This is a genomic window from Mycobacterium sp. UM_CSW (genome assembly GCF_000455205.1).
Classification (GTDB): Bacteria; Actinomycetota; Actinomycetes; order Mycobacteriales; family Mycobacteriaceae; genus Mycobacterium.
Genome location: NZ_AUWQ01000065.1, coordinates 25,474 through 50,933 on the forward strand (window position 1 = coordinate 25,474; position 25,460 = coordinate 50,933).

At 67.3% G+C, this 25,460-nt stretch carries 27 protein-coding genes; 11 read left to right on the plus strand and 16 right to left on the minus strand.

The genetic code is table 11. The features are described 5' to 3' along the window. Positions 1–3: 3 nt before the first annotated feature. From N415_RS21150 to N415_RS21165, 4 genes are read right to left on the minus strand one after another with little or no spacing between them, the layout of a single operon-like run. Positions 4–1,497 carry an adenylate/guanylate cyclase domain-containing protein gene (locus tag N415_RS21150; protein ID WP_152531507.1) on the minus strand — a complete coding sequence of 498 codons (1,494 nt, stop codon included), beginning with the start codon at positions 1,495–1,497 and terminating at the stop codon, positions 4–6. After that, the gene (locus N415_RS21155; protein ID WP_081665396.1) at positions 1,494–2,441 is read right to left on the minus strand and encodes an SMP-30/gluconolactonase/LRE family protein; all 948 of its coding nucleotides are present in this window, start codon (positions 2,439–2,441) and stop codon (positions 1,494–1,496) included. The genes N415_RS21150 and N415_RS21155 overlap by 4 nt, the downstream gene beginning before the upstream one ends. Beyond that, positions 2,438–2,986: a nuclear transport factor 2 family protein gene (locus tag N415_RS21160; RefSeq protein ID WP_068186409.1), complete on the minus strand. Its 549-nt coding sequence runs from the start codon at positions 2,984–2,986 to the stop codon at positions 2,438–2,440. Before N415_RS21160 ends, N415_RS21155 begins: the two co-directional genes overlap by 4 nt. 5 nt (positions 2,987–2,991) lie before the next feature. After that, on the minus strand, positions 2,992–3,807 hold the full coding sequence (locus N415_RS21165; protein WP_068186411.1) for an SDR family oxidoreductase: 816 nt from the start codon (positions 3,805–3,807) through the stop codon (positions 2,992–2,994). Between the two features lie 154 nt (positions 3,808–3,961). Between N415_RS21165 and N415_RS21170 the strand changes: the two genes are divergently transcribed. Next, complete coding sequence (locus N415_RS21170; RefSeq protein ID WP_068186480.1) at positions 3,962–4,819, plus strand: mycofactocin-coupled SDR family oxidoreductase; 858 nt, start codon at positions 3,962–3,964, stop codon at positions 4,817–4,819. A 21-nt stretch (positions 4,820–4,840) separates the two neighbouring features. Here N415_RS21170 and N415_RS21175 read toward each other — a convergent pair whose 3' ends face one another. Next, a complete protein-coding gene (locus N415_RS21175) occupies positions 4,841–5,638 on the minus strand; it encodes an enoyl-CoA hydratase-related protein (protein ID WP_068186413.1) in 798 nt (265 codons plus the stop codon). Next, on the minus strand, positions 5,635–6,831 hold the full coding sequence (locus N415_RS21180; RefSeq protein ID WP_068186415.1) for a cytochrome P450: 1,197 nt from the start codon (positions 6,829–6,831) through the stop codon (positions 5,635–5,637). Before N415_RS21180 ends, N415_RS21175 begins: the two co-directional genes overlap by 4 nt. Before the next feature lie 101 nt (positions 6,832–6,932). Between N415_RS21180 and N415_RS21185 the strand changes: the two genes are divergently transcribed. Together N415_RS21185 and N415_RS21190 are read left to right on the plus strand one after the other, a co-directional pair. Further along, positions 6,933–7,745 carry an enoyl-CoA hydratase-related protein gene (locus tag N415_RS21185; protein ID WP_068186417.1) on the plus strand — a complete coding sequence of 271 codons (813 nt, stop codon included), beginning with the start codon at positions 6,933–6,935 and terminating at the stop codon, positions 7,743–7,745. A gap of 2 nt (positions 7,746–7,747) precedes the next feature. After that, complete coding sequence (locus N415_RS21190; protein ID WP_068186419.1) at positions 7,748–8,950, plus strand: acyl-CoA dehydrogenase family protein; 1,203 nt, start codon at positions 7,748–7,750, stop codon at positions 8,948–8,950. Between the two features lie 2 nt (positions 8,951–8,952). Here the strand turns inward: N415_RS21190 and N415_RS21195 are convergent, their stop codons facing one another. The 5 genes from N415_RS21195 to N415_RS21215 are packed head-to-tail and all read right to left on the minus strand — an operon-like array spanning position 8,953 to position 13,611. Further along, complete coding sequence (locus N415_RS21195) at positions 8,953–9,711, minus strand: enoyl-CoA hydratase/isomerase family protein (protein ID WP_068186421.1); 759 nt, start codon at positions 9,709–9,711, stop codon at positions 8,953–8,955. Next, on the minus strand, positions 9,708–10,508 hold the full coding sequence (locus tag N415_RS21200) for an enoyl-CoA hydratase/isomerase family protein (RefSeq protein ID WP_081665397.1): 801 nt from the start codon (positions 10,506–10,508) through the stop codon (positions 9,708–9,710). The genes N415_RS21195 and N415_RS21200 overlap by 4 nt, the downstream gene beginning before the upstream one ends. A gap of 6 nt (positions 10,509–10,514) precedes the next feature. Beyond that, positions 10,515–11,366 carry an enoyl-CoA hydratase/isomerase family protein gene (locus N415_RS21205; RefSeq protein WP_068186423.1) on the minus strand — a complete coding sequence of 284 codons (852 nt, stop codon included), beginning with the start codon at positions 11,364–11,366 and terminating at the stop codon, positions 10,515–10,517. Further along, positions 11,363–11,581 carry a lipoyl domain-containing protein gene (locus N415_RS21210; protein ID WP_068186484.1) on the minus strand — a complete coding sequence of 73 codons (219 nt, stop codon included), beginning with the start codon at positions 11,579–11,581 and terminating at the stop codon, positions 11,363–11,365. The genes N415_RS21205 and N415_RS21210 overlap by 4 nt, the downstream gene beginning before the upstream one ends. Positions 11,582–11,592: 11 nt before the next feature. Beyond that, the gene (locus N415_RS21215; protein WP_081665405.1) at positions 11,593–13,611 is read right to left on the minus strand and encodes an alpha-ketoacid dehydrogenase subunit alpha/beta; all 2,019 of its coding nucleotides are present in this window, start codon (positions 13,609–13,611) and stop codon (positions 11,593–11,595) included. 115 nt (positions 13,612–13,726) lie between these two features. On the opposite strand from N415_RS21215, the gene N415_RS21220 reads away from it, so the two are divergent. Together N415_RS21220 and N415_RS21225 are read left to right on the plus strand one after the other, a co-directional pair. Then, positions 13,727–15,001 carry a serine hydrolase domain-containing protein gene (locus N415_RS21220; protein WP_068186427.1) on the plus strand — a complete coding sequence of 425 codons (1,275 nt, stop codon included), beginning with the start codon at positions 13,727–13,729 and terminating at the stop codon, positions 14,999–15,001. Positions 15,002–15,058: 57 nt separating this feature from the next. Beyond that, positions 15,059–15,502 (plus strand): nuclear transport factor 2 family protein, encoded by a 444-nt coding sequence (locus tag N415_RS21225; RefSeq protein ID WP_068186429.1) that lies wholly within the window; start codon positions 15,059–15,061, stop codon positions 15,500–15,502. On the opposite strand, the gene N415_RS21230 is transcribed toward N415_RS21225, so the two are convergent. Genes N415_RS21230 through N415_RS21250 form a run of 5 tightly spaced genes read right to left on the minus strand, consistent with a single transcriptional unit; the run spans position 15,499 to position 20,009 of the window. Then, a complete protein-coding gene (locus N415_RS21230) occupies positions 15,499–15,897 on the minus strand; it encodes a nuclear transport factor 2 family protein (RefSeq protein ID WP_068186431.1) in 399 nt (132 codons plus the stop codon). The genes N415_RS21225 and N415_RS21230 overlap by 4 nt on opposite strands. Beyond that, positions 15,894–16,289 carry an OB-fold domain-containing protein gene (locus tag N415_RS21235; protein WP_068186433.1) on the minus strand — a complete coding sequence of 132 codons (396 nt, stop codon included), beginning with the start codon at positions 16,287–16,289 and terminating at the stop codon, positions 15,894–15,896. Before N415_RS21235 ends, N415_RS21230 begins: the two co-directional genes overlap by 4 nt. After that, the gene (locus tag N415_RS21240; protein ID WP_068186435.1) at positions 16,286–17,452 is read right to left on the minus strand and encodes an acetyl-CoA acetyltransferase; all 1,167 of its coding nucleotides are present in this window, start codon (positions 17,450–17,452) and stop codon (positions 16,286–16,288) included. Before N415_RS21240 ends, N415_RS21235 begins: the two co-directional genes overlap by 4 nt. Next, a complete protein-coding gene (locus N415_RS21245) occupies positions 17,449–18,939 on the minus strand; it encodes a class I adenylate-forming enzyme family protein (protein WP_068186437.1) in 1,491 nt (496 codons plus the stop codon). The genes N415_RS21240 and N415_RS21245 overlap by 4 nt, the downstream gene beginning before the upstream one ends. Beyond that, positions 18,936–20,009, minus strand: a complete 1,074-nt coding sequence (locus N415_RS21250; protein ID WP_068186439.1) for an LLM class flavin-dependent oxidoreductase — start codon at positions 20,007–20,009, stop codon at positions 18,936–18,938. Before N415_RS21250 ends, N415_RS21245 begins: the two co-directional genes overlap by 4 nt. A gap of 100 nt (positions 20,010–20,109) precedes the next feature. Here N415_RS21250 and N415_RS21255 point away from each other — a divergent pair, with 100 nt between their 5' ends. The 6 genes from N415_RS21255 to N415_RS21280 all read left to right on the plus strand — a co-directional run bounded on the left by N415_RS21255 (position 20,110) and on the right by N415_RS21280 (position 25,460). Further along, positions 20,110–20,937 (plus strand): MaoC/PaaZ C-terminal domain-containing protein, encoded by an 828-nt coding sequence (locus N415_RS21255; protein ID WP_068186441.1) that lies wholly within the window; start codon positions 20,110–20,112, stop codon positions 20,935–20,937. Positions 20,938–20,939: 2 nt separating this feature from the next. Beyond that, positions 20,940–21,578 (plus strand): TetR/AcrR family transcriptional regulator, encoded by a 639-nt coding sequence (locus N415_RS21260; RefSeq protein ID WP_068186443.1) that lies wholly within the window; start codon positions 20,940–20,942, stop codon positions 21,576–21,578. Next, on the plus strand, positions 21,568–22,317 hold the full coding sequence (locus N415_RS21265) for an SDR family oxidoreductase (RefSeq protein ID WP_068186446.1): 750 nt from the start codon (positions 21,568–21,570) through the stop codon (positions 22,315–22,317). Before N415_RS21260 ends, N415_RS21265 begins: the two co-directional genes overlap by 11 nt. A gap of 70 nt (positions 22,318–22,387) precedes the next feature. Then, positions 22,388–23,155, plus strand: coding sequence for an enoyl-CoA hydratase-related protein (locus tag N415_RS21270; protein ID WP_081665400.1), 768 nt, complete (start codon positions 22,388–22,390; stop codon positions 23,153–23,155). Positions 23,156–23,181: 26 nt separating this feature from the next. Beyond that, on the plus strand, positions 23,182–24,822 hold the full coding sequence (locus N415_RS21275) for a class I adenylate-forming enzyme family protein (RefSeq protein ID WP_068186448.1): 1,641 nt from the start codon (positions 23,182–23,184) through the stop codon (positions 24,820–24,822). After that, a complete protein-coding gene (locus N415_RS21280) occupies positions 24,819–25,460 on the plus strand; it encodes a nuclear transport factor 2 family protein (RefSeq protein ID WP_068186450.1) in 642 nt (213 codons plus the stop codon). The genes N415_RS21275 and N415_RS21280 overlap by 4 nt, the downstream gene beginning before the upstream one ends.

The window sequence follows — 25,460 nt, forward strand, 5'->3', positions numbered from 1 at the left end:
ACGTCAATCGACCGGGACGGCGATATCGGTCGGGCTGGCGCGCCCACGAAGCACTTTGGAGTCGACGACCCGCCACCGCCCCGACTCCTGACCGGCCCTGGCCAGTGCCGCGGCCGAGGCCGCGACGCCACCCGACAGCTTGGCGACCTCGGTCAGCCGCGCCGCCTCGTTCACCGGGTCGCCGATCACCGTGTACTCGTAGCGGCCAGGGTGACCGACGTTGCCGGCCACGGCCATGCCGGCCGACACGCCGATGCCGGCCCTGATTGGGGCGCCGGGCGGATTCAGCAGCCTGTTGAGTTCACGCGCGGTCGCCAGCGCGTGCGAGGCGCAGTCGACGTCGTCGACGGGAGCGCCGAAAATCGCCAGTGCGGCGTCCCCTTCGAACTTGTTGACAAGACCCCGGTTTTGTTCGACGACGTTCACCACTGCCGCGAAAAACTCGTTGAGCGTAGCGAGCAATTCGTGGGGCTCCACTGTGATGGCCAGTCGGGTCGAGCCGACCAGATCCACGAACAACACCGCGACGTCGCGGTTGACCCCGTCGAACTCGATCCGGTCACCCGCGCCGGCGAGTTGCTCCGCCCGACGGGCCACCTCACGGCCGACGTGGCGGCCGAACAGGTCGCGGACTCGCTCGCGGTCACGCAACCCGGTCGCCATCGTGTTGAAGCCGGCCTGCAGCAGGCCCAGCTCGGACGCGTCGAAAACGGGCACGGACACATCGAATTCGCCGCGCTGAACCGACTGCATGCCGTCCCTGACCTCGTCGATGGGACCGGCGATGGTTGACGCGTTGAATGCGGCGACCACCAGACCACAGGCCATGGCGCAACCCCCGAGTACCAGAACAACCAGCGCAAGCCGATGCGCGGAGTACTCGACGAAGAGGGCGCTCGCGGCGACGAGCATGACCATCAGCGTCGGAATACCGGTTCCGATCACCCAGGCGCTCACCGCGCGCAGCCGAAGACCCGGCCCCAATGGCCGTGTCGGCGGGTCTTCGGTGAGCAACCTGGCCGCCGTCGGGCGCAGCGCGATCTTGCACATCCAGTAAGACAGCGCGGTTGTCACGATGGCGCCCAGGATCATCGACACGCCCAGCGTTGCCGCCAGCCACGGTCTGCCGAGATTGATGAGCACGAAAACTGCGCTGGCCGTTGACCACACCGCCCCGTGGAGGACGGCCATTCTCCTGGGTATGGCCAAGACGACGTGCCGCGCGGTACCGTCGCTCGCGCCCGCCGGCAGGCTCATCCACAGGTAGCCGCAGATCACCGCAAAGGGCAGGCTGATAACGCAATAGCACAGCGCCACAACGACGTTGAGCCTCAGCACATGGTGTTGGGCGAGCGCCGTGCCGGTCGGGAGACCCCACAGTGCCAGCGCGGCGATCACCGCCGCGCCGACGAGGGTCGGGATGACCGCACCGGATATGAGCAGTGGTCTTCCGGCGGGAGCAAACGGTGAACGCAGGCGGCGTGGGACCAGCCTCACGGCGACGCCCGGGCAGCGCCTAGGTGTTCCCGCCAGTCCTCCACCATGACCAGTCGCCCCGATGAGGCGAGCGTCATGAACAACGTGTCGCCATCGGCGCTCAAGGCGACGTTGGTGGTCATCGGGTCGTCGGCCGGAATAGCGCCCAGCAGTTCGCCGTTGGGCGAGAAGACGGTGACACCCCCCGTCCCGAGGGTCGCGACGAGGATCCGGCCGGCCGCGTCGACGCAGAGCCCGTCGGCCCCTCCGACATTCAGCGGACCGCCGCTGGGCACGGTTGTTAAACCGCGCGCCCGGGACACCACACCGGGCCCGTCCAGTGTGAATTCCCAGACCCGGCGCGTGCGCGTCTCGGCCACGTAAAGCAACGCCCCATCCGGGGACAGCGCAACGCCGTTGGGCATCTCGAGCGGGTAGACGATCTCGCGAAGCCCACCGTCGACGGTGCCGTAGAGCAGTCCCGTCATGCCGCGGTTGCGGTTGCGCACGGCTCCGCCGTCGGTGACATAGAAACCACCATCGCCGTCGATGCAGATGTCGCTGGGCCGCATCAGCGCCAACGTGGTGCCGGAGCGCGTGGCGAATTCGGTGTACAGGGTTCTGACCTGGCCGTCGGATTCGACCAGCTGCAGCGCGGGAACGACGGGATGGTCGGGCGGGCCGACCGGCCGGAAAAGCGTTGCGCAACCGGCGAAGTCGTACGGCCACGGCCCTTGCCCGAAGGTGGAACCGCCGTTCTGGCAGACCACCAGCCGACCGTCCGGAAGCCGGGCCACCCCGTTGGGGCCGCCGCCGGTCTCGGCGACCGTTTCGGCGACGCCGTCCGGGCGGACGCGGGTGATCTTGCCGGCCGCCATCTCCGACAACACGACGGAACCGTCGTCCAAGACGACCGGGCTTTCGGGAAACAAAAGCCCATTGGCCAGGCAACGGCCAGCGCTCACAGCCGCTGTTCCCCCTCGCTCCGCGCCGCCGCGTTGGTCTGCCACCACGCCGTGAAGACCGGATCGGTCAGCGGCAGGTCACCGACCCCGGTCTGATTTCGGGGCCAGGAGGCGGCTTCTTGAGTCAGCGGCGACGTTCGGCGGCTTACGCCGTAGAACAGCCGATGCCTTCGGTGCAGGAAAAGCCAACGCCCGCCGTGGCGTTCGTAGCGGTCCTCGTACTTGATGAGCTGTTCGACGAACCCGTCGGTGTGGGTCTGGGCGAAGCACTGGGCCCAGACCTGCCCGTGGGCGCGGTCCTCGGCGTCCAGCTCGATGAGGTGGTTAGCGACGAGGATGACGGCGAACAAGCTGGCGTCGACGCTGGCCGACATCAGCCGGCGCAGCGCCTCTCGGCCCTCACCGTGGTCGCCGAAGCGGGCGTGCGGGGCGAACAGTTCGGCCATCGCGTCGACATCCCGCGTTTCGATCGCGGCGGCGTAACGGTAGGGCAGTTGACGAATCTCCTCCTTCGCCAACAGTTCCCGGACTTGCGCGTCATGCATCGGGGCTAGGGCACCGAGGTCGGCGGGCCTAGTATGTAGCGCCCGGATTGCGGATGGTGATACCAGCCGCCGGCCGCCGATGTCCCGCCGTCGACGTGTAGCGTCTGCCCGGTCACGTAGGCGCTTAGGTGGGTGGCGAGAAATATTGCAGCTCCGGCCATCTCGTCAACGTGTCCGGCGCGACCCATTGGCACCATCAGTTTGGCGTTCTCGGTGCCGTTGGGCGCCATCGTCGCCAGACTTTCGGTGAGCGTGAAGTCGGGCGCCAGCCCGTTGACGCGGATGTTGTGCGGCGCCAGTTCGAGTGCCGCGGTCTTGGTGAAGTTGACCACCCCCGCTTTGGCCGCGGCATAGGCGGCAAACCCGGGCGCGGCCCGTACCGCCTCAATGGTGCTGATGTTGATGACGCTGCCACCCCGCCCCGCCTCCACCAGGGCCCGCGCGATGCGCTGAGTACAGAGCAGAACCTGAGTCAAATTGATCCGGATCAGGGCATCCCAGCCATTGGGAGAGGTGTCGAGCAGTCCGGACCAGAAGACCCCGCCGGCATTGTTGACCAGAATGGACGGCACTCCGAGTTCGTCGACGGTGGTGGCCAGCGCCGCGTCGACCTGTTCGGCGTCGCGTACATCGGTGACGCACGCGAGGCCGCCGACGCGCGCGGCCACCGCCGTGGCACTCCGCGGGTCTTTTTCCCAGATGGCCACCCGCGCGCCGAATTCGGTGAAGGCCGCGGCGATGGCGCTTCCGATCCCCCCGCCGCCGCCCGTGACGACCGCGACCTGGCCGTCGAGCGATGCGGCGTTCCGGTGCAGCGTCATTCGCTTCTCCTCACGCCCATCGGACCGCGTCGGGGAGGGGCCTTCACCAGCTCACCGCGAGTGACAGATTAACACTGAGTGTTCTATTATCCAATCAGTGGCGGCTGCCACGGTGGCGCGGAGCGTGCCGCCGAATCGGACGATGGAGGACCAGATGCAGCGTCTGAGCGGCAAGGTCGCCGTGATCACCGGCGCGGCGCGCGGACAGGGCCGCAGTCACGCCATCCACCTCGCGGACGAGGGCGCCGACATCATTGCGCTGGACATCTGTGCCGACATCGACACCAACGGATACCCGCTGGCGACGCGCGCCGACCTGGACGAGACGGTCAACCTGGTCGAAAAGTCGGGCCGGCGCGCGGTGTCCGCGGTCGTCGATGTTCGCGATCGCGCCGCGCTGAAGAAGGCGATCGACGAGGCGGTCGCGGAGTTGGGCGGTCTGCACGTGGTCGTGGCCAACGCCGGCATCTGTCCACTGGGCAACGACGTTCCGTCGCGCGGTTTCACCGACGCGTTCGACGTCGACTTCATCGGCGTCGTCAACGCCGTCCACGTATGCCTGGAGCACCTCCGGGCGGGCGCCTCGATAATCGTCACCGGATCCATCGCCGGCCTGGTCGACCAGAAGGATCTGGCCAGCGGCGGTGGCCCGCAAGGTCCGGGCGGTGCCGGCTACGGGCTGGCCAAGAAGATGCTGCGCGAGTACACAAAGGGATTGGCCCTGTCGCTGGCTCCGGAACAGATCCGAATCAACACCGTGCACCCGACGAACGTCAACACCGATATGCTGCACAATCTTCCGATGTACCGGACGTTTCGCCCGGACTTGCCCGAACCGACCCGCGCGGACGCCGAGATCGTCTTTCCGGTGCTGCAGGCGATGCCCGTGCCGTGGATCGAGCCGGAGGACGTCTCCTATCTCGTGGTGTACCTCGCCTCCGACGAATCGCGCTACGTCACCGGACAGCAAATGTTCGTCGACGCGGGTGCGGGTCTCAAACTAGGTCTGTAGCGATCGAGCAACAGCGGCAGTTCAGCGTCCACGAAAGTCCGGGTTGCGTCGCTCGGTGAAGGCCGCCATGCCCTCGGCGACGTCGTCGGTCGCGGCGACCTGCTCCACCAACAGCGCCTCGGTGCGAAACGCGGCATCGCGGTCGACGTCGAACGCCTGATTCAGCATCGCCTTGGCCGCCGCCAGCGCACGGGTGGGCCCATCAGCGAGCCGCTGGGCCCAGGCCGCCGTCTCAGCTTCCAGGTCATCGGCTGCGACGACCTTGTTGACCAAGCCGAGGCGCTCGGCCTCCGCAGCGGACAGCTCCTCGCCGAAGAACAACAGCTGCTTTGCCACGTTGAACGGGACCTTGCGTGCCAGCAGATAGGCGGCACCCCCGTCGGGTGCGAGCCCCCGCCGCGCGAAAAGCTCAATGATCCGGGCACTTTCAGAGGCCACAATGAGGTCGCAGGCCAGCACCATGCTGGCGCCCACCCCGGCGGCAATGCCGTTGAGCGAGCACAGCACCGGCTTCTCGCAATCGAGCAACGCTGACACCACCGCCTGAGACCCGGTGCGCAAGATGCGGGCGGCGTCGCCCGCAACCCGATCTTTCTTGGGCTGCATTCCCGGGTCCCGGAGATTCGGTCCCGTACAGAAATGCTTGTCACCGTGGCCGGTGAGCACCACCGCCCTGACGCCTGGCTCGTCGGATGCCGACCGCAGGTTTTCGATCAGGGCCTGCTGCACCGCCCGCGTCACCGAATTGCCGGCCTCGGGGCGGTCCAAGACCAACCAGAGCACCGCGCCGTCGGTGCGGACGGCAAGGCCGGGGGTCACAGCCGCATCGGCACGCTGGCCGGACCGCGTACGGAATTGGTGTGCACGTAGGTCACCGCGCCTTCGTCGACATCCCAGGTGGGGAAACGCTTCAGCGTCTCTTCGAGGGCAACCCGGGCCTCCAGGCGGGCCAGTGCCGCACCCAGACAGAAGTGCGAGCCGTGGCCGAAGCTGACGTGGCGAATTCCCGTGCGCTCGACGTCGACGACGTCGGGGTTCTCGTATTGGCGTTCGTCACGGCCCGCCGACCCCGTCAGCAGCGCAACGCGCGAACCCGCCGGGATGAGCGTCCCGTTGTAGGTGACGTCGCGTTCCGTGTAGCGGCCCTGCACTGGCGACGGCGCGTCGTAGCGCAGCAGTTCCTCGACGGCGTTGCCGATGAGGTCCGGCCGGTCGACCAGCTTGGCCCGCTGGTCGGGGTACTGCGCCAGTGTCAGCGCGGCCCATCCCAGCAGACGCGCAACGGTCTCATTGCCGGCGACGTTGATCATGGCGATGAACATCAACACTTCGCCATCGTCCAGGCGACGGGTCTCGCGGCCCGCCTGGATCAGGTCGGAAGTCATCAGGTTGCCGACGATGTCGTCGGTCGGCGCGGCCCGCCGTCGCTGAATCTGGTCGGCGTAGTAGCCCAGCAGCTTCGCGTTGGCCTGCTGGCCCTCCTCATTCAGCTCGGTCGTGCCCTCGTCGCGATGTAGCTGGGCATCCGACCACTCGCGCAGGTTGTCGTGGTCGTCCTCAGGGAAACCCAGCAGCGAGCTGATCACCATCACCGGGAGCTTCATCGAGAAGTCGCGCACGTAGTCAAAGCCGTCGGTGCCGACGAAAGCATCGAGGTAGGCGCAGCACAGCGAGCGGACCCGGTCCTCAAGCTGGGCGATCTGGGTGCGAAAGAACGTGCGATTGACCATCTTTCGCAGTGCGGTGTGGTCGGGTGGGTCCATCATGATCATGGCCCGGGGCGGCGGCCACGGCTCGTCGGTGATTGCATCCAGGGTGATCCCGTGCGACGACGAGAACGTTTCGGTGTCGAGCGACGCTTCCAACACGTCGGCAAACCGGCTCAACGCATAGAAATCGTACTGGTCGTTGTAGTACGTTGGCGCTTCGTCGCGCAGCCGCTTCCAGACTCCGTACGGATTCTGGTGCAGCGCGCGGTCGAACGGATCCCAACGTAACTCGATCGTCGTCATCGGCACCGTCCTCTCGCCAAAGAACATTAATACATAATCTGTATAGTTGCACCATGCTGACGGCGTGGTGATCGCCCGCCCGGTGTTGAGGAGGACGAACGATGGAAACCCGAGAACTCGAGCACGTGGTCTACGAGAAGGATGGCCCGATCGCGCGGATCATCCTGAACAACCCGGATGCCGCCAACGCTCAGAGCTCGGAAATGGTCCACAGCGTCAACGAGGCGCTGGACGATGCGCAGTACGACTACGACATCAAGGTCGTCATCATCAAGGCCAACGGCAAGGGGTTTTGCTCCGGTCACATCCCTACCGGCGCGTACCCCGAGTTCATGGCCGAACTGCAGGCTTCCGGGAAGGTCTGGCGTTCCGCCGCGCAGTTGTTTCTGTGGCCGGTGCTGAAGCTGTGGGAATTTCCCAAACCCGTGATCGCTCAGGTGCACGGGTATGCGATCGGCGGGGGCACCACGTGGGCGCTGATCCCCGAGATCACCGTCTGCTCCGAGGACGCGTGGTTTCAGATGCCCCTGGTGCCGGGTTTCGGGCTGCCGGGCGCCGAGACCATGTTCGAGCCGTGGGTCTTCATGAACTACAAGCGGGCCGCCGAGTACCTCTACACCGCTCAGCGGTTGAGCGCGGCCGAAGCGCTCGAGTTCGGCCTCGTGAACCGGGTGGTCCCCGCCGACCAGCTCGAGGCCACCGTCGAGGAACTGGCCGCACAGATCGCCAAGGCGCCCCTGATCACGTTGCAGGCCGTCAAGTCCGGCATCATCCGCGCGTGGGAGACGATGGGCTTTCGGACCCACCAACAGACGACCAATGACCTGCAGGCGATGGTGACCGGCAGCAAAGAGTTCCAGGAGTTCATGGCGGAGCTGATGAAGAAGGGCTCCAAACCCACCGAGCGCATTTAGCCATGCCTTTGAAACCGATCATTCGCTTCGGCTGTGATGAGAGCGCCGAGTCACTGCGGGCCTCAATCCGCGAGTGGCTGGCAGCCAATCTCCCGGACGAATTCCGGCGCACCGCGGCCAATCCCGACTACCTACCGCGCGACGCCCACGAGCGTGCGGTCGCATTCTGCAAGAAGCTGCACGCGCGGGGCTGGTTTGTGCCGCATTGGCCCGCCGAGTACGAGGGCGGCGGACGCGGGATCGTCGAGCAGGTGATCATTCGCGAGGAGCTAGCCTATGCGGGCGCCCCGCTGGTGAACACCAACGGGGTCAACATGCTCGCGCCGGTGCTGTTCAAATACGGGACACCCGAACAGAAGGCGGAGCACCTGCCCGCCATTGCGCGTTCGGAACGCATGTGGGCGCAGGGTTATTCGGAGCCGGAGGCCGGCTCGGACCTGGCGTCGCTGCGCATGACGGCCCGCCGAGACGGCGACGAGTACGTCTTGGACGGCCAGAAGACCTGGACCAGCAATGGCGTGCTCGCCGACTGGATCTTCGTGCTGGCCCGCACCTCGCCCGTGGCGGACAAGCGCCAGTCCGGCATCTCGTTCTTCCTCGTCGACCTAGAAAGTCACGGGATCACCCGTCGGCCCATCCGGTCCATGACCGGTTACCCGACCTTCGCCGAGGAGTTCTTCGACGGTGTGCGCGTGCCCGCCGCCAACCTCGTCGGGGCCGAGGGGGAGGGGTGGAAAGTCGGTAAGGCGCTGCTTGACGCCGAACGGTCGAACATCACCAGGGCGGCCCAGGCGCAGCGCTATCTCGATGAGCTCGTCGACTGGTGCCACGCGCAGAAGGGCTCGGCGCACGACCCCCTGTCCGATCCGGCCAACCGCATCGCGCTGGCCCGCGCCGTCGAACGCGTCGAGGTGGGCCGCGCCCTGTCGTACCGCGTGGCGCACCTGCAGGCGGCCGGGGCGCTTGACCCCACGCTGCCGTCGTTGTCGAAGTTGTACCACTCCGAACTGACGGCCGAGTTGCGCGGGCTCGGAGCCCAAATCCTCGGTCCGGCAGGCGGACTCATGCCGGATGACCCCGGCGCCGTGCTCGACGGGCACTTTTCGGAAGGCCTCTTGCTGTCCCTGCTTCACACGATCGGCGGCGGTACCAGCGAGATTCAGCGCGACCTGATTTCGACGGTCGGTCTGGGGATGCCGCGCTGATGTCAGGAGTAGGCGGCCCGTCCGTCGGCGGCCGCCGAACGTTGTTGCGCCACGGTCGCCATCGCCAGCTCGAGCGGATGAAAGGCGGCGAGCTGAGCGGCCTCGGCCGAATTGATCAGCCGCTTGGTCATTTCGACCGCCCCGGCGTCGGCTCGGCCGAGCTCATCGGCGATGAAGACCGCCCGCGCGATCGCCGAACCCGGCTCCACCACATCGGTGACCAGCCCCAGCCGCTCGGCGTCTCCCGCCGAGAGGCGGATTCCGCGTAGCAGCAACGACGCCGCGCGGTGCCGCCCGAGCTGCTGGGTCAGGCGCCACGCCAGCCCGCCGTCTGGGACCACGGCGCGGGCCACGAACGGCGCGGCGAAGTAGGCGTCGGACGCGCACACCACGAGGTCGCACGACAGGGCCAGGCTCCACCCGAGGCCGATGGCCGCGCCCTCGACCGCGGCAAGGGTCGGCACCGGCACCGCTCGAATCTGCTCCATCACCCGTTGCGCGTGTTCGACGCGCCCCGCCGGGCCCAGCGGGCCGCTGCCATGTGCCGGCCCGGTCTTCAAATCGCCACCCGCGCAGAAGAACCCGTCCGCACCCGCGAGCACAACGCCGCGAACGTCATCCGCGACGACGCCGTCAAGCACCTCCGACAGTTCGGTCCACGACTCGTAGCGCAGAGCGTTGCGCTGTCGCGGCCGGTTGAGCAGCAGGAGGGCTATGCCGTCGCGGTCCTCGCGGCGGATCAACGGATCGTTTGCTGTCACTTGCGGCCGAGGAAGTTGTCGATGGCGGCCCGGTGTTCCGGCGTGGTGAAACACTCAGTCTCTGCGGAGATCCCGTATTCGAGGATGCCGGTGATCGCGCGCTGGGCGTGCAGGTTCAACGTCCGCTTCGTATCCTGCACGGCCCGTGGTGGTAACGCGGCCAGACGGTTTGCAATCGACAGCCCCTCCTGCTTGATCTCCGCGTGCGGCACGACCCGGTTGGCCAGGCCCAACTCGACGGCCTTGTCGGCCTTGATGCGTTCGCCGAGCATCAGGTACTCCTTGGCCTTCAGCAGGCTCATCAGCAGCGGCCAGAGCACCGACCCGCCATCGCCGGCCACCAGCCCGCTCGCGACATGTGTATCGGCGAAGAACGCCCGGTCGGACATCAGGACGATGTCGCACAAGACCGCGATGCTGCACCCGAAGCCGACCGCGGGCCCGTTGACGGCGGCGACGACGGGCAGCGGAAAGTCGATCATGTCGCGCACGATGCGTCGGGCGTCGCGCATCCCGGCACGGCGAGTGACCGGATTGTTGACGTGGGTTTCCAGCCACTCCACCAGGTTTCCGCCGGCGGAGAAGTAGTCACCGGTGCCGGTGATCAGCACCGCCCGCGCGTCGGCATCCTCAGCGAGGTCCGCCCACAGTCTGGTAAATGCCGTGTGCATCGTGTTGTTGACCGCGTTGGCGTCGTCGGGGTTGTTCAGCGTCACGATCCGGACGGGACCGTCGGCGGCCACGAGGATCTCCTCGCACCCGGTCAGTTCCGACGTGCCCTGCGGTAGCTCGGTCATGGGCAGTCAGCCATCCTCGTGCGGCGCCAGCCACGCCGACCGTCGGGTCTCAACGAACGCGTCCCGATCGCGGTTGACCGCCCAATCAGGAGATCGCTTCTGCAGGAACGCCGTGAAGGCCTCGATCTGTTCGGCGGTTCCTATTGAAGACCAGTAGCCCGTCACGTCGACGGGTGGTAGCGCGCGCGCCATCTCGCGTTTGACGGCCGCGCGGGCGGTGGGGCCGGTCTTACGGACACGCTCGAGCAACGCATCGACTTCCGACCCAAGGGAGTCGTGCGCGACGACCTTGCCGACCAGTCCGAGACGCTCGGCCTCTTGCGCGTCGATCCAATCATTGCCGTAGATAAGGTGATTAGCCCTCAGCGTGCCCAGCCGCTGTGGCAAGCGCGCCGCGACGAACGCCTCGTACACGCCGCGGGTGAGGTCCGGGACCCGAAACCGGGCGCGATCGGAGGCAACAACCAGATCGGCGAACAGGGTCATCACTAACCCGCCACCCATGGCGATGCCGTTGACGGCGCAGACGACGAGTTTCGGTATCTTGCCGAGTGTTTCGAACGGCGTGCCGTCGTAGGACTCGGTGAACGCATCCCACCCGCGATCGGCATTCTGCACGGCGTTCATGTCGCCGCCCGCGCAGAACACGTCGCCCGTGCCGGTGATCACCAGGAAGTTCAGGTCCGGTTCGTCGGCGACGATCATCGCCGCCCTTTTGATCCCGTGATAGCCGTCGGCGGTGACGGCGTTCTTTTTCTCCGGTCGGTTGATGGTGACGGTCAGCGTGTCGCCGTCGATCCTGCCGTGGAGCTCGGCGGCACTGAGGTCGACATCGACGGACTTCGGGAGCGTGCTCACCGTGCCTCGATCACGGCGAGCAGTTCACCGACGTCATAGCTTGCCCCGGCGCTGATTTTCCAGGTGACGATGCCACTGGCGGGCGCCTCGACGTCCATCTCGACCTTGTCGGTGGCGATCTGGTAGAGCGCATCGCCCTCGGAGACGTGGGCGCCGTCCGCCACGTAGATCTCGGTGACCTCCGCTTCGGTGATCGCGTCACCCGGCTTCGGCATCCGCACCTCCGTCACACGATCCCCCTGACCGCTTCGACGAGTCGCGCGGCGTCCGGGCGGCAGGCGGCTTCCAGTGTCGCCGCCCGCGGCACCGGTGTGTAGGTGCCGGCCACCCGCTGGATGGGACTCGCCAGCACGCCGAAAAGCTCCGTCCCGACGGCTGCGGCGATTTCGGCTCCCGGGCCGCAGAATCCGACGGACTCGTGTGCGACGACCAGACGGCGGGTTTTGCGGACTGATTCGAGGATGGTGGCCAGATCCAGCGGCACCAGGGTGCGCAGGTCGACCACCTCCACCGAAACACCCTCGGCTGCAAGCTGTTCAGCGGCGGCCAGGGCGGCATGCACCAGGCTGCCGTAGGTGCAGATCGTGACGTCGGTGCCGGCGCGTTTGATGTCGGCCTGGCCGAGCGGGATCAGGTAGTCGGCCGTCGGCACCGGTCCCTTGCCGCCGCCGTAGTACAGCTTCATCGACTCGATGAACAAGCATGGATCCTGTTCTGCCAGGCAGGCATTGAGCAACCCGGCCGCGTCGGCGGCGGTGCTGGGCCACACGACCTTGATGCCCGGTGTGTGCATCGCCCAGACCTCGAAGGCCTGGGAGTGTTGCGGGCCGGCCGCTGTGCCCACCATGGCGCGGATGACCATCGGGGCGCCCTGCCGGCCACCGGACATGTAGCGGATCTTGGCTGCGTGGTTGGCGATCTGGTCCATGGCCACACCGAGAAAGTCCACGAACATCAGCTCCGCAACCGGCCGCAGCCCGCCCAACGCCGCACCCACGGCGGCGCCGATGATCGAGGACTCGGCGATCGGAGTGTCGCGCACCCGGTGGCTGCCGTACTTCGTCGACAGCCCGGCGGTGATCTTGAACATGCCGCCCGACGGGTCGGCGATGTCCTCCCCGAGGAGCACGATCGAATCGTCGGCCGCCATCGCGCGGTCCAGCGTGCGGTGAATCGCCTGCACGAGGCCGAGGGTCTCCGTTTCGCCCTCGGGAATCGCGGCACGTTCTGTCACCGGTGCCGCGATCTCGACGCCGTGCGCGGCGAACACGTCGCGGGTCAGTTCGTCGGCGTCGGGGAACTCGGCGTCGCGCGCGGCGGTGAAGGCTGCGTCGATCTCGGCAATGAGATCCGCGTCGATGCGATCGAGGTCGGCCTCATCGGCCAGACCCGCGTCGATGAGCTGCCGCCGATACCGGGCGAAGGGCGGGTCGGCGCGCTTGGCGGCCAGTTCGTCGGGGTCGGCGTAGGGCATCTGGTCGCCGAAGTAGTGCCCCTGCAATCGGTAGGCGACCGCTTCGACGAACGACGGGCCCGCTCCGGACCGTGCGCGCCCGGCGGCCTCGGCCACGGCCCGGTACACCGCGTGCGGGTCCGTGCCGTCGACCGTGACGCCGGGCATCGCGTAGCCCGCGGCCCGGTCGGACAATTGCGTCGTGCGGGTGTAGCCGGCGACGGGTGTGCATTCGGCCCACGCGTTGTTCTGGCAGAAGAACACCACCGGAAGCGCCCACAGCGCCGCCATGTTCATTGCCTCGTGGACGTAGCCGATGCTGGTCGCCCCGTCGCCGAAGCTCACCAGAACCACGCGGTCACTGCCCTTGATGGCCTCCGCCAATGCGATCCCGTTCGCGATCAGCGGGCCCGCGCCGACGATGCCGGTTGTCCACGCGATCCCGTGCTCGGGGTCGTAGATGCCCATGGCGCCGGCCTTGCCCTTCGACAGACCGGTGCCGCGGCCCAAGATCTCGGCGAAATACCCGGGCAGGTCGATGCCCTTGGCCACCACGTCGCCGAGTCCGCGATAGGTGGTGACCAGTTGGTCGCTGCTTGACAGGGCGAGCGCGGCCCCGGCCGACATCGCCTCCTGGCCGTCCACCGGCCAGTAGCTCATCGCGATTTCACCGGAAGACAGGCCCTTTCGGACGCGCTGGTCGCTGTGGTGCACCTTGCTCATCAGTCGGTACAACTCGACGGCATGGTCGCTGCTCAGGGCCCGGGTTCCAGTGTCTACTTGCGTGGCCATCACCACTCCTTCGCGATGTGCACTCCGCCGACGAGCATACAATACAATATGACGATATCTGTTCAGTCGTCCGATGGGGCGACTCAAGCGCCAGTTGAGGAGAACTTCGACCGCGATGCCCGAGCGACCAGCCCTGCGGGCCGGTGATGATCTGCCCACCCACGTGCACGGTGCCGCCGACCCTCGATTTGCCTGCGCCGTGAAAACCTTCGCCACGCTGTTTCCCGGCCCACGCTATGGCGGCGGGGCGCTGTCCGTCTATGTCGATGGACAACCCGTAGTCGACGTGTGGACCGGCTGGTCGGATCGCGAGGGGCGGGTGCCCTGGTCTGCGGACACCGGCGCGATGGTCTTCTCCGCGGGCAAGGGCGTGGCGTCGACGGTCCTGCACCGGCTCGCCGACCGTGGGTTGCTGTCCTACGACGACCCCATCGCCCACTACTGGCCCGAGTTCGGCGCCAACGGTAAGGCCGACATCGCCGTGCGTGACATGATGCGTCACACGACGGGCCTGTCCCGGCTCGGGACAATCACCACCGAGCAGTTGCTCGATCACCGGTTCATGGAAGAGCGGCTGGCCGCGGCGCCGGTTGACCGCCTCGCCGGCCGGGCGGCGTATCACGCGTTTACGTTCGGATGGTTGGCATCCGGATTGGCCCGCGCGATCACCGGCAAGGGCATGCGGGAGCTGTTCCGCACGGAGATCGCGGGACCACTGGACACCGACGGCATTCACCTGGGGCGGCCGCCGGCCGACGCTCCCACGAAGGCCGCGCAAACGATGTTCCCGCAACGCTTCTCGGGCGGCCCGGTGCTCGGCCGGCTCATCTCGCTGATGGCCAGACTGCCGGTTCCGGGCCCGCTCGGTGCGACCTACGTACCCGGTATCACCTCGCTGGTGCAGGGCGACATGGCGTTGCTGGACAGCGAGATTCCCGCCGTGAACGCGGTGGTGACCGCGCGGGGGCTGGCCAAGATGTACGGAGCGCTCAGCAACGGTGGAAATATCGACGGGCAGCGGTTCCTCTCGGAGGAATTGGTCGCGTCGCTCACGGCCAGGCGCAGCTTGCGGCCGGACCTCAACGTCTTCTTCCCGATGTCATTTCACCTGGGCTACCACGGATCACCGGTGCCGGGCTTACTGCGGGGCTTTGGACATGCCGGCCTGGGCGGGACCATCGGCTGGGCCGACCCGGTTACCAAGAGCTCTTTCGCTTTCGTGCACAACCGGCTGCTGACGCCGATGGTTGCCGACCAACTCCTCTTCGTGCCGCTGCTGATACCGCTGCAGCGTGCCGTCAACGAGGCACACGGCAGTGATCTCGTCACCGTGCCACGCTTCGGCGCACGAATCTCCGGCGAGGCGCGCACCGAAACCGCCGGCCGCTGAGCCGACAACGCCGGGCGGTATCGTCTGGGGTCTCTATCCGACCGGCACGGGAAGCAGATGGATATCTCGCGCGCAGTTCCCCATGCGGAACTCGAAGCGCTGTCCCGCAAGTACGCGGCGGCGGTCGATCGCCGAGACCGCGACGCGCTCCTGGCGGTGTTCGCGCCCAACGCTTCCATGCTCGTCGAAAGGCCCGGGCGCGAACCGGGCACGCTGACCGGTCACGACGAGATCCAACGGATAATCGGCATCGTCGCGCGGTGGCCGCGCACGGCCCACCTCATCGGCCAGGGCCTGTATGTCATCGAGGGGAAGTCTGCGGTCGGCGAAATTTACTGCACTGCCAATCACTTTCGTGGTGGCGAGCCGGACGGTCGAAACCACGTCATGCACATCCGCTACCTGGACAAGTATTCGCTCGACGGTGAGGGGCGGTGGCGGATCGTGCACCGCAGGGTCGTCGTCGATGCGACCGAAGACCGGCGCGCGTCGATCGGCTAGGGCGCGCGGACCGCATCGAGCTGCGCAGCGAGCAGCATCCGGTCGAAATAGCAACGTTCCAGAACCAGATCCGGCCCGCGGAAGCCGAAGAGGTTGACGCTCAACATGTCGAGCGGTGTGCCGGGTGCGCTCGTTCTGGTCTCCACGGCCAGACCGTTGTCCCCGTGGTAGATCGCCTCCGCGGCATATCGCAGCATGGGGAGATCCGCCCACTGTTGCAACAACATTGCGCGGACCGCCTCGTCCCCGTCGAAAACGGTTCCCGTAGGGATGATCTCGTAGCGGGGACGGGTGAAGGTAGCCATCGCCGCCTCCAGGTCTCGCGCATTCTCGGCCGCCACGTGTCGTAGCACGAGCTCTTCGCGGGTGCGCCGCAGGGCGCTATCGGGACTCACTTCGGCTCGAAGACAGCGAGGTTACGGCCGTCCGCGAGCGGCACCCACGCCACGGCGACACGATCACCGACCGCGGGAGGGCGACCGAACACGTTCGACATCATGCGGACGCCTTCGTCCAGATCGACGAGCACCACTGAATACGGCACCTTGTCGGCGAGTGCGGGGAGCGCGGCGCGGTGGTGCACGCTTACCGCGTAGACGACCCCGTCACCGCTCAACTTCTCCCACACCAGCGACGACCCGCCGCAGCGCGGGCAGACGAACCGCGGGTACCAGACCAGCCGCGCGCACGACTCGCATCGTTGGACGGTCAGCTCGTGACGACGGGTCGCGTCCCAGAAGGGTGCGGACGCCGGGCTGGGCTCGGGGACCGGCAGCGTATCAGTCACAGCGTGGCCCCCGTTCCCAGAATCACGGTCGACGTGGCCGAGAGAACCCCGCCGGTGCCGTGCGCGACAGCCGTTTTCGCTTCCGGGACCTGACGTTCGCCGCATTCGCCGCGCAACTGGCGCGTGGCCTCGACGAGCAGGAAGGCCCCGAACGCCCCGGGGTGGGTGTAGGCGAGGCCGCCGCCCGACGTCTGGCCGGGCAGGGCACCGCCGGGTCCCAATGCGCCGTCCGCGACGAAAGCGCCGCCTTCGCCCTTTCCGCAGAAGCCCAGATCTTCGAGCGCCAGCAACACCGTGATGGTGAACGAGTCGTAGAGCTCGACCACGTCGATGTCGACCGGTTTGAGGCCGGCGGTCCTGAACGCGGCGGGCCCGGAAACCGCCCCGGGCGTGACGGTGAGATCGGGCATCTGGGAGATCATCGCGTGCGAGGCCGCCGACGCCGCACCCAGAACGAATGCCGGCGGCTTGGCCAGGTCGCGGGCGCGCTCGGCGCTCGTGACCACCAGCGCCGCGGCGCCGTCGGTGACCAAACAGCACTCGAGTTTGTGCAACGGTTCGGCGAGGAAGCCTGAGTTCAGCACGTCCTGCACGCTGATCGCCTCGCGCAGGTGAGCCCGCTCGTTCAGCGCGGCCCACCGCCGGGTGTCGACGGCGATCTGCGCCAGTTGTTCGGCCGTCGTCCCGTACGTCGCCATGTGCCGGTTGGCGGCTAGCGCGTAGGCGCTGATCGGGAGCATCACCCCGAACGGCGTCTCCCATTCGAGTCGCTCGGGGGTGGCGAACACTCCGAGGCCTTTTTCGCCACGCTTGCGCGCGGCACGCGGGGTCGAGGCGTAGACGATCACCACGGTCTCGGCCTCGCCGGCCGCGATCGCCGCGGCGGCGTGCTCGACGTACAACCCGTAGCTGGCGCCGCCGGTCTGCGTCGCGTCGGTGAAGCGGGGGGCTATGCCCAGGTACTCGGCCAGCTCCACCGAATGCATCAGCGTTCCGCCGGTGCAGGTGCACAGCCCGTCGACGTCGCGCAGCGACAAACCCGCATCGGCCAGGGCGGCGGTGATGACGCGCGCCTCGAGCTCGCGCAGGGGAACGTCGATCACCCCGCTCGCCGAAACCTCGTCGGCCACACCGACAATCGCGGCCACACCTCGGGTCGTCAAATTCCTGTCCCTTCGAAGATTTCGCGCAGCGCGGGTTGACTGACCTTGAGCGACGGCGTGCGGGGCAACTCCTCAACGATGACCAGGCGGGCCGGGACGTAGTACCGGCTCAATCGTTCGCGCGCGTACGCGAGCAGGTCCTCCGGCGTGGCGCGCGCGCCCTCGGTCAACTCGACCGCCGCGACCGGCACCTGGCCGAGCCGTTCATCGGGCAGGCCGATCACGCCGGCATCGCGGACCGCCGGATGGCTCCGGAGCACACCGACGATCTCGGCCGGATTGACCTTGAAACCCCCGCGAATGATGACGTCGTCCGTGCGCCCGTCGATGAACACGAAACCGTCGGCGTCGACCCGGCCGAGGTCGGTGGTCCGCACCCAGTCCCCGCCCGTGGTGCGAACCTCGATGCGGCCCTGCTCACCGGGCGGCATCTCCGTGTCGTCCTCGAGGGACATGACACGGATCTCCCGGCCGCGCTGCGGGCGCCCCACGCTTCCGCGTTTAAGGGTGGCCCACTGCCGGTGCAACTGGAGGTTCCACCCGGCCACGCCGCCGGCGAATTCCGTTGCCCCGTAGGACGGCAGCACCGCGACGCCGTAGCGACACTCGAACCTGGTCTGCACGTCGACCGGCAGATGCGCGGTACCCGAGGTCACCACCTCGATGCTCGAGAAGGCATCCGGATCCACCCCGGCGTCGAGCACCATCGCCATCGCCGACGGCACCAGGCTCACGGCCTTCGGGCGGTGCCGGAGTAGCAAATCGACGAAGTCGGGAACCCGGAATCGCTCCAGGAGCGCGATCTTTCTTCCCTCGCAAATGTTGAGCAGGGTGCGGAACAGCCCGGACATGTGCACCAGGGGAGAGGAGACGATGGCGACACCCGAACGCAGTCTCAGTTCGGCGTCCTGCCCGGCGCCAACACTGTAATGCGCGCCCGCCGCTGCGACGGTGTGCTTGAAAGAGCTGTAGGACAGCGGTATTCGCTTCGGCGGACCCGTGGTGCCACTCGTCAGCATCTCGACGGCGACGCCTTCGCGGGGCGGTCGAAACGGGCCCGGTCCGGGATGTTCCAGCCCGTCCACAACGGCCACGTCACTCGATACCCGAACGCCCAGCGATCCGGTGGCGGCGTCGACGACTCCGGCGCGCTCCCAGTCAGCCTGCAACGCCACCACCGCGGGCAACCGCAGCCCCCGGATGTCCGCGCAGAGCCCGGCGTCGCCCTGTGACGGGTTGATCGTGACCACGCAACCGCCGGTCAGCAGCACGCCGAGCAGGGCCCCGACCATCGCGGGATGATTGCGCAGCACCAGCCCGACGGGGGATCCCTCCCCCAAACCAGCTCGCCTCAAAGACGTTTGAACGCCCGCGGCGATGTCCGACAAATGCTGCCAATCCACCCACCGGCCCTCGTACTCGATCGCGGGCGCTCGCGGGTCGAGGGCGAGGACCGCGCGGATGCGGTCGGCGAGTTGCTGGCTCAAGCCGCGGCTGCCGCGAGCTCGGTCGCCGCGGGGATCACCTCTTGGGCGAACAACTTCATCGACTCGTATACCTTTGTGCGATCCATGGCGCCGCCGCGCGACATGCGCAAAATGATGTTGCGCCAGCCCATGTCGATGACGGTGCGCATCTTCTCGACGATGCGGTCCGGGTCACCCATCAGCGTGAGGTGCGAATTCAGCACCTGTTCGTAGCTTTGCTTGTCGTGTTTTTCGAACCAGTCCGAATAGGCCTTGTAGTCGGCCGGTATCTCGCCGCCGCGCTCGAACGGGCTCGAATACTTTCGATGGGTCTGAATGGAGAGCTCGACGCTTTCCCGCGGGTAGCTCCGGGCGAACGCGTCGTCCTGGTGGCAGAAGGCGTTGAGCAGCGCCCACACGTGGCCGGTGGCGGCGTCGAGTCCCTTTTCCGACTGCACCTTCAGGTAGATGTCCAGGGCCCCCTGCAGATCGGGGTCGACCTGATAGGGGTTTCCGATGATCGCGCCGAACCCCTTCTCGGCGAGCCATTCGAAGCTGGACGGCGTCTTCATCACGGTGCCCCACACGGGGATCGGCTGCTGCGCCGGCCGCGGATAGATCGTGACGTCCTCGAGATGGAAGTACTTGCCGTGGAAGCTGACGTTCTCTTCGGTCAGGAGGCGGCTGACGATCTCCACGCACTCCTGGTATCGGCCGGTGGCCTCCTCCATCGAGATGCCGAAGCCCTTGAACTCGTGCGCCTGATAGCCGCGCCCAAAGCCGGCGTCGAAGCGCCCGCCGGACAGGACGTCGACCAAGGCGATCCGTTCGGCCAACTGAATCGGCTCGTGGAAGGGCGCCACCATGCAGGCCGTACCGATGCGGATGCGCTCGGTCTGCGCGGCGATGGCGGTCGCCACTTGGGGCAGGTCCGGGAGCATGCCGTAGGGGGAGAAGTGGTGTTCGGCCAGCCAGATCTCGTCGTAGCCGAGTTCCTCCGCCCAGCGCGCCTCCTCGAGCACGTTGGCCAGCACCTCCCGCTCGCTGAGGTGGTTGGGCTTGTCGCCGAGGATGAACACGCCGAACTTCATGTCGGTCCCTCCCGCTGTCCGTCGATAAAAGTAGTTGCACTGACTGCCACAATAATGCACGATTGAACACATATCGTCAATCCGTTTAGTAGGGAGTGCCGTGGCTCTGTTCGACTCCGCGGTCGGAACCGCGTTGCCGCCGAGCACCTTCCGCTGGTGCGAGACCGACGTGATCCTGTACGCCTTGGGGGTGGGCGCCCGTCCGCCGTCCGAGCTGGGGCTGCTCAACGAGGCTTGCGGTCCCGATGTGCTGCCGACGTTCGCCCTGGTGGCCAACTGGTGGGCGGTCAAGGACCTGCGCAGTGTGCTCGATCTGGGCACGTATCCGATCGTGCACTCCGCGCAATCGCTGGAGCTGCGTCGGCCGATCGGCGCCGGCGGGGAAATGTCGGTGCAGGCCGAGGTGTCGGCGGTGTGGGACAAGGGCAAGCACGCGGCCGTCGAGTTGACCAGCCGGGGCGCCGATCCGGACGGGACCGTGTTCGTCGCCAAGTCCCAGACCATGGTCCTCGGTGCGGGGGGATTCGGCGGCGACCGTGGGCCCGCCGCCGAACCGGACCCCGACGGGCCGCCGGACGCGATATTCGACGACGTCGTCCGGCCCGAGCAGGCCGCCCTCTACCGCCTCTCGGGTGACCGCAACCAGCTGCACATCGACCCGGAGGCGGCCCGCAGGTACGGCTTCGACGACGTCTTCCTGCACGGGCTGTGCACGCTCGGGTTCGCCGCGCGGGCGGTGATCGACCGGATCGGTGACGGGGACCCCCGGTCGCTGACATCCTTGGGCTGCCGGTTCTCCAAGCAGGTGAAGCTCGATGCCCCGCTGCGGACGGAGATCTGGCGAGCCGAAGGTTCGGTGCGTTTCCGGACGTTGCAGGGTGACGCCGTCGCCCTGAGCTCCGGAACCGCCACGCTGGCAGGGGCGTGAGCATGGACCAACGACGGGCCCGCGGATTGCGCAACAGGCAGGCGCTCATCCATGCCGCGATCGAGCTGTTCACCACTCAGGGCTACGAGGGGACCACCGTCGACCAGATCTCGGCGGCGGCCGGGGTCGCGCCGCGCACGTTCTTCCATCACTTCGCCAGCAAGGAAGACATCCTGTTCGACGGCTACGCCGAGCGGCTGCAGGAGGCGATCCGCCGCTTCCGCGCCGCGCGATCGGACTCGTTGTGCGACGCCCTCGCCGAGACGTCGATGGCGGTAGCGCAAGCGATAGTCGATCAGCCCGACATGTTTTTGGTCCGCGCGCGGATGTATCACAGCCTGCCGGCGCTGCGCGCGACCATGCTGCGGATCAACGAGGACTGGATCGATCAGCTCACCGCCGAGGTGGCGCGCTGGCTGGGCAGCGAAACCCAACCGGACTTGCGGCCTCGGCTGGCCGCCACGCTGATCAACGCCGCCAACCGCGCCGCGATCGATTCGTGGGTCGCCGCCGGTGGCCGGGGTGAGTTGTCGCAATTGATGGCCGAATCCGTGGAGTTGGTGCGGCCCTCGATCGCCGCGATCGAGCGCACCGTCGCAACGTCCGGACCGGGGCGGGGAGGTGGCAAGCGTGTCGGGTGATTCCCGTCCGCTCGCGGTCGTCACCGGGGGAGCGCGAGGCATCGGTGAATCGATTGTGGCCGCGCTCATGTGCAGCGGGTACCGGGTGGCCGCGATCGATGTGAACGCGAAGGCCATTGCGCGCGCGGCGGATTCGGATGAGGCGAAATCGGGATTGCTCGTCCCGATGAACCTGTCGATCACGGACCGTAGCGCGGTCGAGGACGCGCTGAGCGGGTTGGCCGACCGGTACGGGCCCGTCCGGGCGTTGGTCAACAACGCGGGTATGACGCTGCCCGGCACTTTTCTCGAACAGACGGACGAGGACTGGGACCGCATCGTCGACGTCAATCTCAAGGGCACCTTCGTCATGGCGCAGGTCGCCGCCCGGCAGATGGTCGCCCACGGCGGCGGGGCCATCGTGAACGTTAGCTCGGTGTCGGCCCACGGGGTGCGCACCGGGCCGCCGGCCTACGCGGCCGCCAAGGCCGGTGTTGAAGGGCTGAGCCGGCTGATGGCCGTTCAGCTCGGTGTGCATGGGATCCGGGTCAACACTGTGGTGGTCGGCACCACCGCGACGCCGTGGCTGTTGTCGCGTAAGACGTCCGACGAGCTGGCGCAGATGCGCCAGACGACAGTGACCGGAAAAATCGGTGAGCCGGAGGACGTGGCCGGGGTGGTGGCCTTTCTGTGTTCGCCCGCCGCCAAACATGTCACCGGCCAGCTCATTTCGGTGTCGGGCGGGCAGTGGATGCCATGACGTCGATGCGGAACGACAAGACACATGCTGATGTAGTGTTTACTGCTACGAAACGATGCCAGGGGATGTCGTGGAACTGAAGAGAATCCTGTTCGACGTCAGCGAGCAGGTCGCGACCATCACGATCAATAGACCGGAACGGCTCAACGCCACCGACGACCTGACCCGCACCGAACTCGGCATCGCGTGGGCACGGGTGCGGGAGGACCCGAACATCCGGGTCGCCATCATCACCGGAGCCGGCGACCGCGCATTCTCCGCGGGTCAGGACATCCGGGCAACGGCCGAGGGCGGCATCCGCAATAAGGTTCCTGGTTCGCGGTTGCACCACAACGTGTGGAAGCCGGTCATCTGCGCCCTCAACGGAATGGTCGTCGGCGGCGGCCTGCATCAGGTCGCCGACGCCGACCTCATCATCGCGGCCGAGCACGCGGAGCTGATCGACACGCATCTGGCCGTGGGCAACGTGTTCGCGCTCGAGCCCGCGGTGCTGCTGCGCAGAATGCCGCTGTCGATGGTGATGCAGCTCGGGTTGATGACCAAGCAGGGCCGGATCAGCGCGCAGCGCGGCTACGAGATCGGCCTGATCAACGAGGTCGTGCCCGCGGATCGGCTACAACAGCGGGCGCGCGAAATCGCCTTGGACATAGCGAAGCTCTCGCCGGCGACGGTCCAGGCATCGATCAAGGCGATGTGGAGCAGCCTCGATGTCGGGCTGCGCGCGGCCAACGACGTCGCGTATCGCTATGTGCTGCAACACCAGCTGACCCATCCCGACTACCGGGAAGGGATGCTCGCATTCGCGGAAAAGCGCGAACCGCGGTGGGTCGTGGAATGAGTCGATGAGTTCTGGAATGACACGCAATGGGTGAATCCGCACGAACGTTCAGCTACGACCCGCTGCCCTACGCGCCCGTCGTCCCGTCGATGCTGGCCGACCTGGTCGCCGCGTACGGAGAGAACGACTTCGTCGTCAGCTCGGCCGGCGGGGGGGCCATCGAGCGGATCAGCTACGGCCAGGCGGCTATTCGGTCTGCCGAGATGGCGCGGCGGCTGCTCGGAGCCGGGGTCACCAAAGGCGTTCGGGTCGGAATCCTGGCGCCCAATGGACCCGACTTTGTGATCGCCTTCCTGGCTGCCACCCGGATCGGCGCGGTCGCGGTGCCCATCAACACCTTCTTTCAGCCGCCGGAGTTGAGGTGGCTGCTTCGCGACGCCGACATCCACACCCTGCTATCGGTCGACGCGCTGCTCGGCAAGGACATGCTGGCGCGGGTCGCCGATGCTGCGGGTGAGTTTCCGGCCCCGGGTCCGCCCCTGAATCTCGAGCGACTGCCACAGCTGCGCAACGTTTTCGGGCTCGGCGACACCGAGCGGCCCTGGCCGAGTGTGTGGCCGGAACCTGCGCCCGAAGCGTTTCTGCGAGCGTGCGAATCCACCGTCCGCCCGTCCGACGACCTGGTCGTCATCTACACATCGGGAAGCACCTCGGACCCTAAGGGCGTCATCCACACGCACGGCACCGCGATCACACACTCTCGCTTCGTCGCCACGCAGCACGAGTGGAAACCCGACGACCGGGTGTACATCCCGATGGTGTTCTTCTGGGTCGCCGGGTTGGTCTTCGGTCTGCTCGGACCGATGCAGACCGGCGCCACCATCATCACCGAGCACAAGTTCGACGCCGGCGACGTGCTGCGCCTGCTCGAATCCGAACGGGCCACCTACGCAACGGGATTCCCCCACGTGGGCCGGGCCCTGGCGAATCATCCCGACTACGCGTCCACCGATCTGTCGAGTCTGCGCGCGGGATACCACCAGGTCCTGCTGCCGCCGGAACTGCGCGCGGCCGATCCGTCGCTGCTGGTTACACAATTGGGCATGACCGAGACGTGCAGTTCGCACACCTGGTGGCCACCACACGAACCGGTGCCGGAAAGCAAGCGCGGTTCGCTCGGGGTTGCGGCACCCGGCTATCAGCACAAGATCGTCGATGAAACGGGCGTGGAGCTGCCCAACGGGACGGTAGGGGAAATCTGCGTGCGGGGCACGGCCATGATGCGCGGCATGGTCGGGCGGCAGCGCAGCGACCTGTTCGACGACGACGGCTGGTATCACACGAAGGACGCCGGATACCTGGACGACGACGGCTTTCTGTTCTTCACCGGACGCACCGACGACATGATCAAGACGTCGGGCGCGAACGTCGCGCCGGTGGAGGTCGAGGCGGTGATCGGCGGCGTCGATGGCGTCCGGATCGCCTATGTCGTCGGCGTTCCGGACACGGACAAGGGCGCGCTCGTCTGCGCCGTGGTCGTGCTCAATCAGGGGCGGTGCACATCGCAGGATGAGCTCGCGGCGGCTTGCCGGAAGGAACTGGCCGCGTACAAGGTCCCCAAGCGGTGGGTGATCCTCCCCGACGCCGATGGGCTGCCCTACACAACCACGAACAAGATCGACAAGCCCCGGCTGGTGCAGTTACTGAGGTCGGGGGAGCTGGCATGACCGGGTTGGAGGCGCGGGTCGCCCGACTGGAGGCCATCGAGGAAATTCGGCAGCTGGCGGCGCGTTACGCGGTGGCGTTGGACATGCGCGACTTCGATTCCCTGGCAAATCTTTTCGTTGACGACGTCGGTGTGCCGGGCAAGCGCCGTGGGCGCGACGCGATGCGCCAATGGTACGACGCAGAGGTTCGTCCGACGCTACTGGGCAGCGCGCACGGCGTCCTCGGCCACGTCATCGACGTCCACGACGCCAACACCGCGAGCGGACTTGTCTACTCGCGCAACGACTTGGAAACCGAGACCGCGTGGTTCATCGAGATGCTGGCCTATCTCGACCGCTACGAACGGCGCGCCGGCCGTTGGTATTTCGCGCGTCGCACCCCGCTGTTCTGGTACCGCAGCGACATCACCGACCCGCCGATCGGTCCGCGGAAGGTGCGCTGGCCCGGCGGCCCGAGCCAGGACGGCTCTTTCCACGACGCCTTCCCGTCGTGGGACGCATTCTGGGCCGCCGACCCGGGACGCTTCGACGCGCCGGTCCCCGCCCCCGCCGCCGTCGGTGACTGGCTGCGCAGTTTGCGCCGGGGGGCTGAGGCTCCGCGGGTGAGCCAGACTGGACGCGGAACCGCGGGGCCCTGA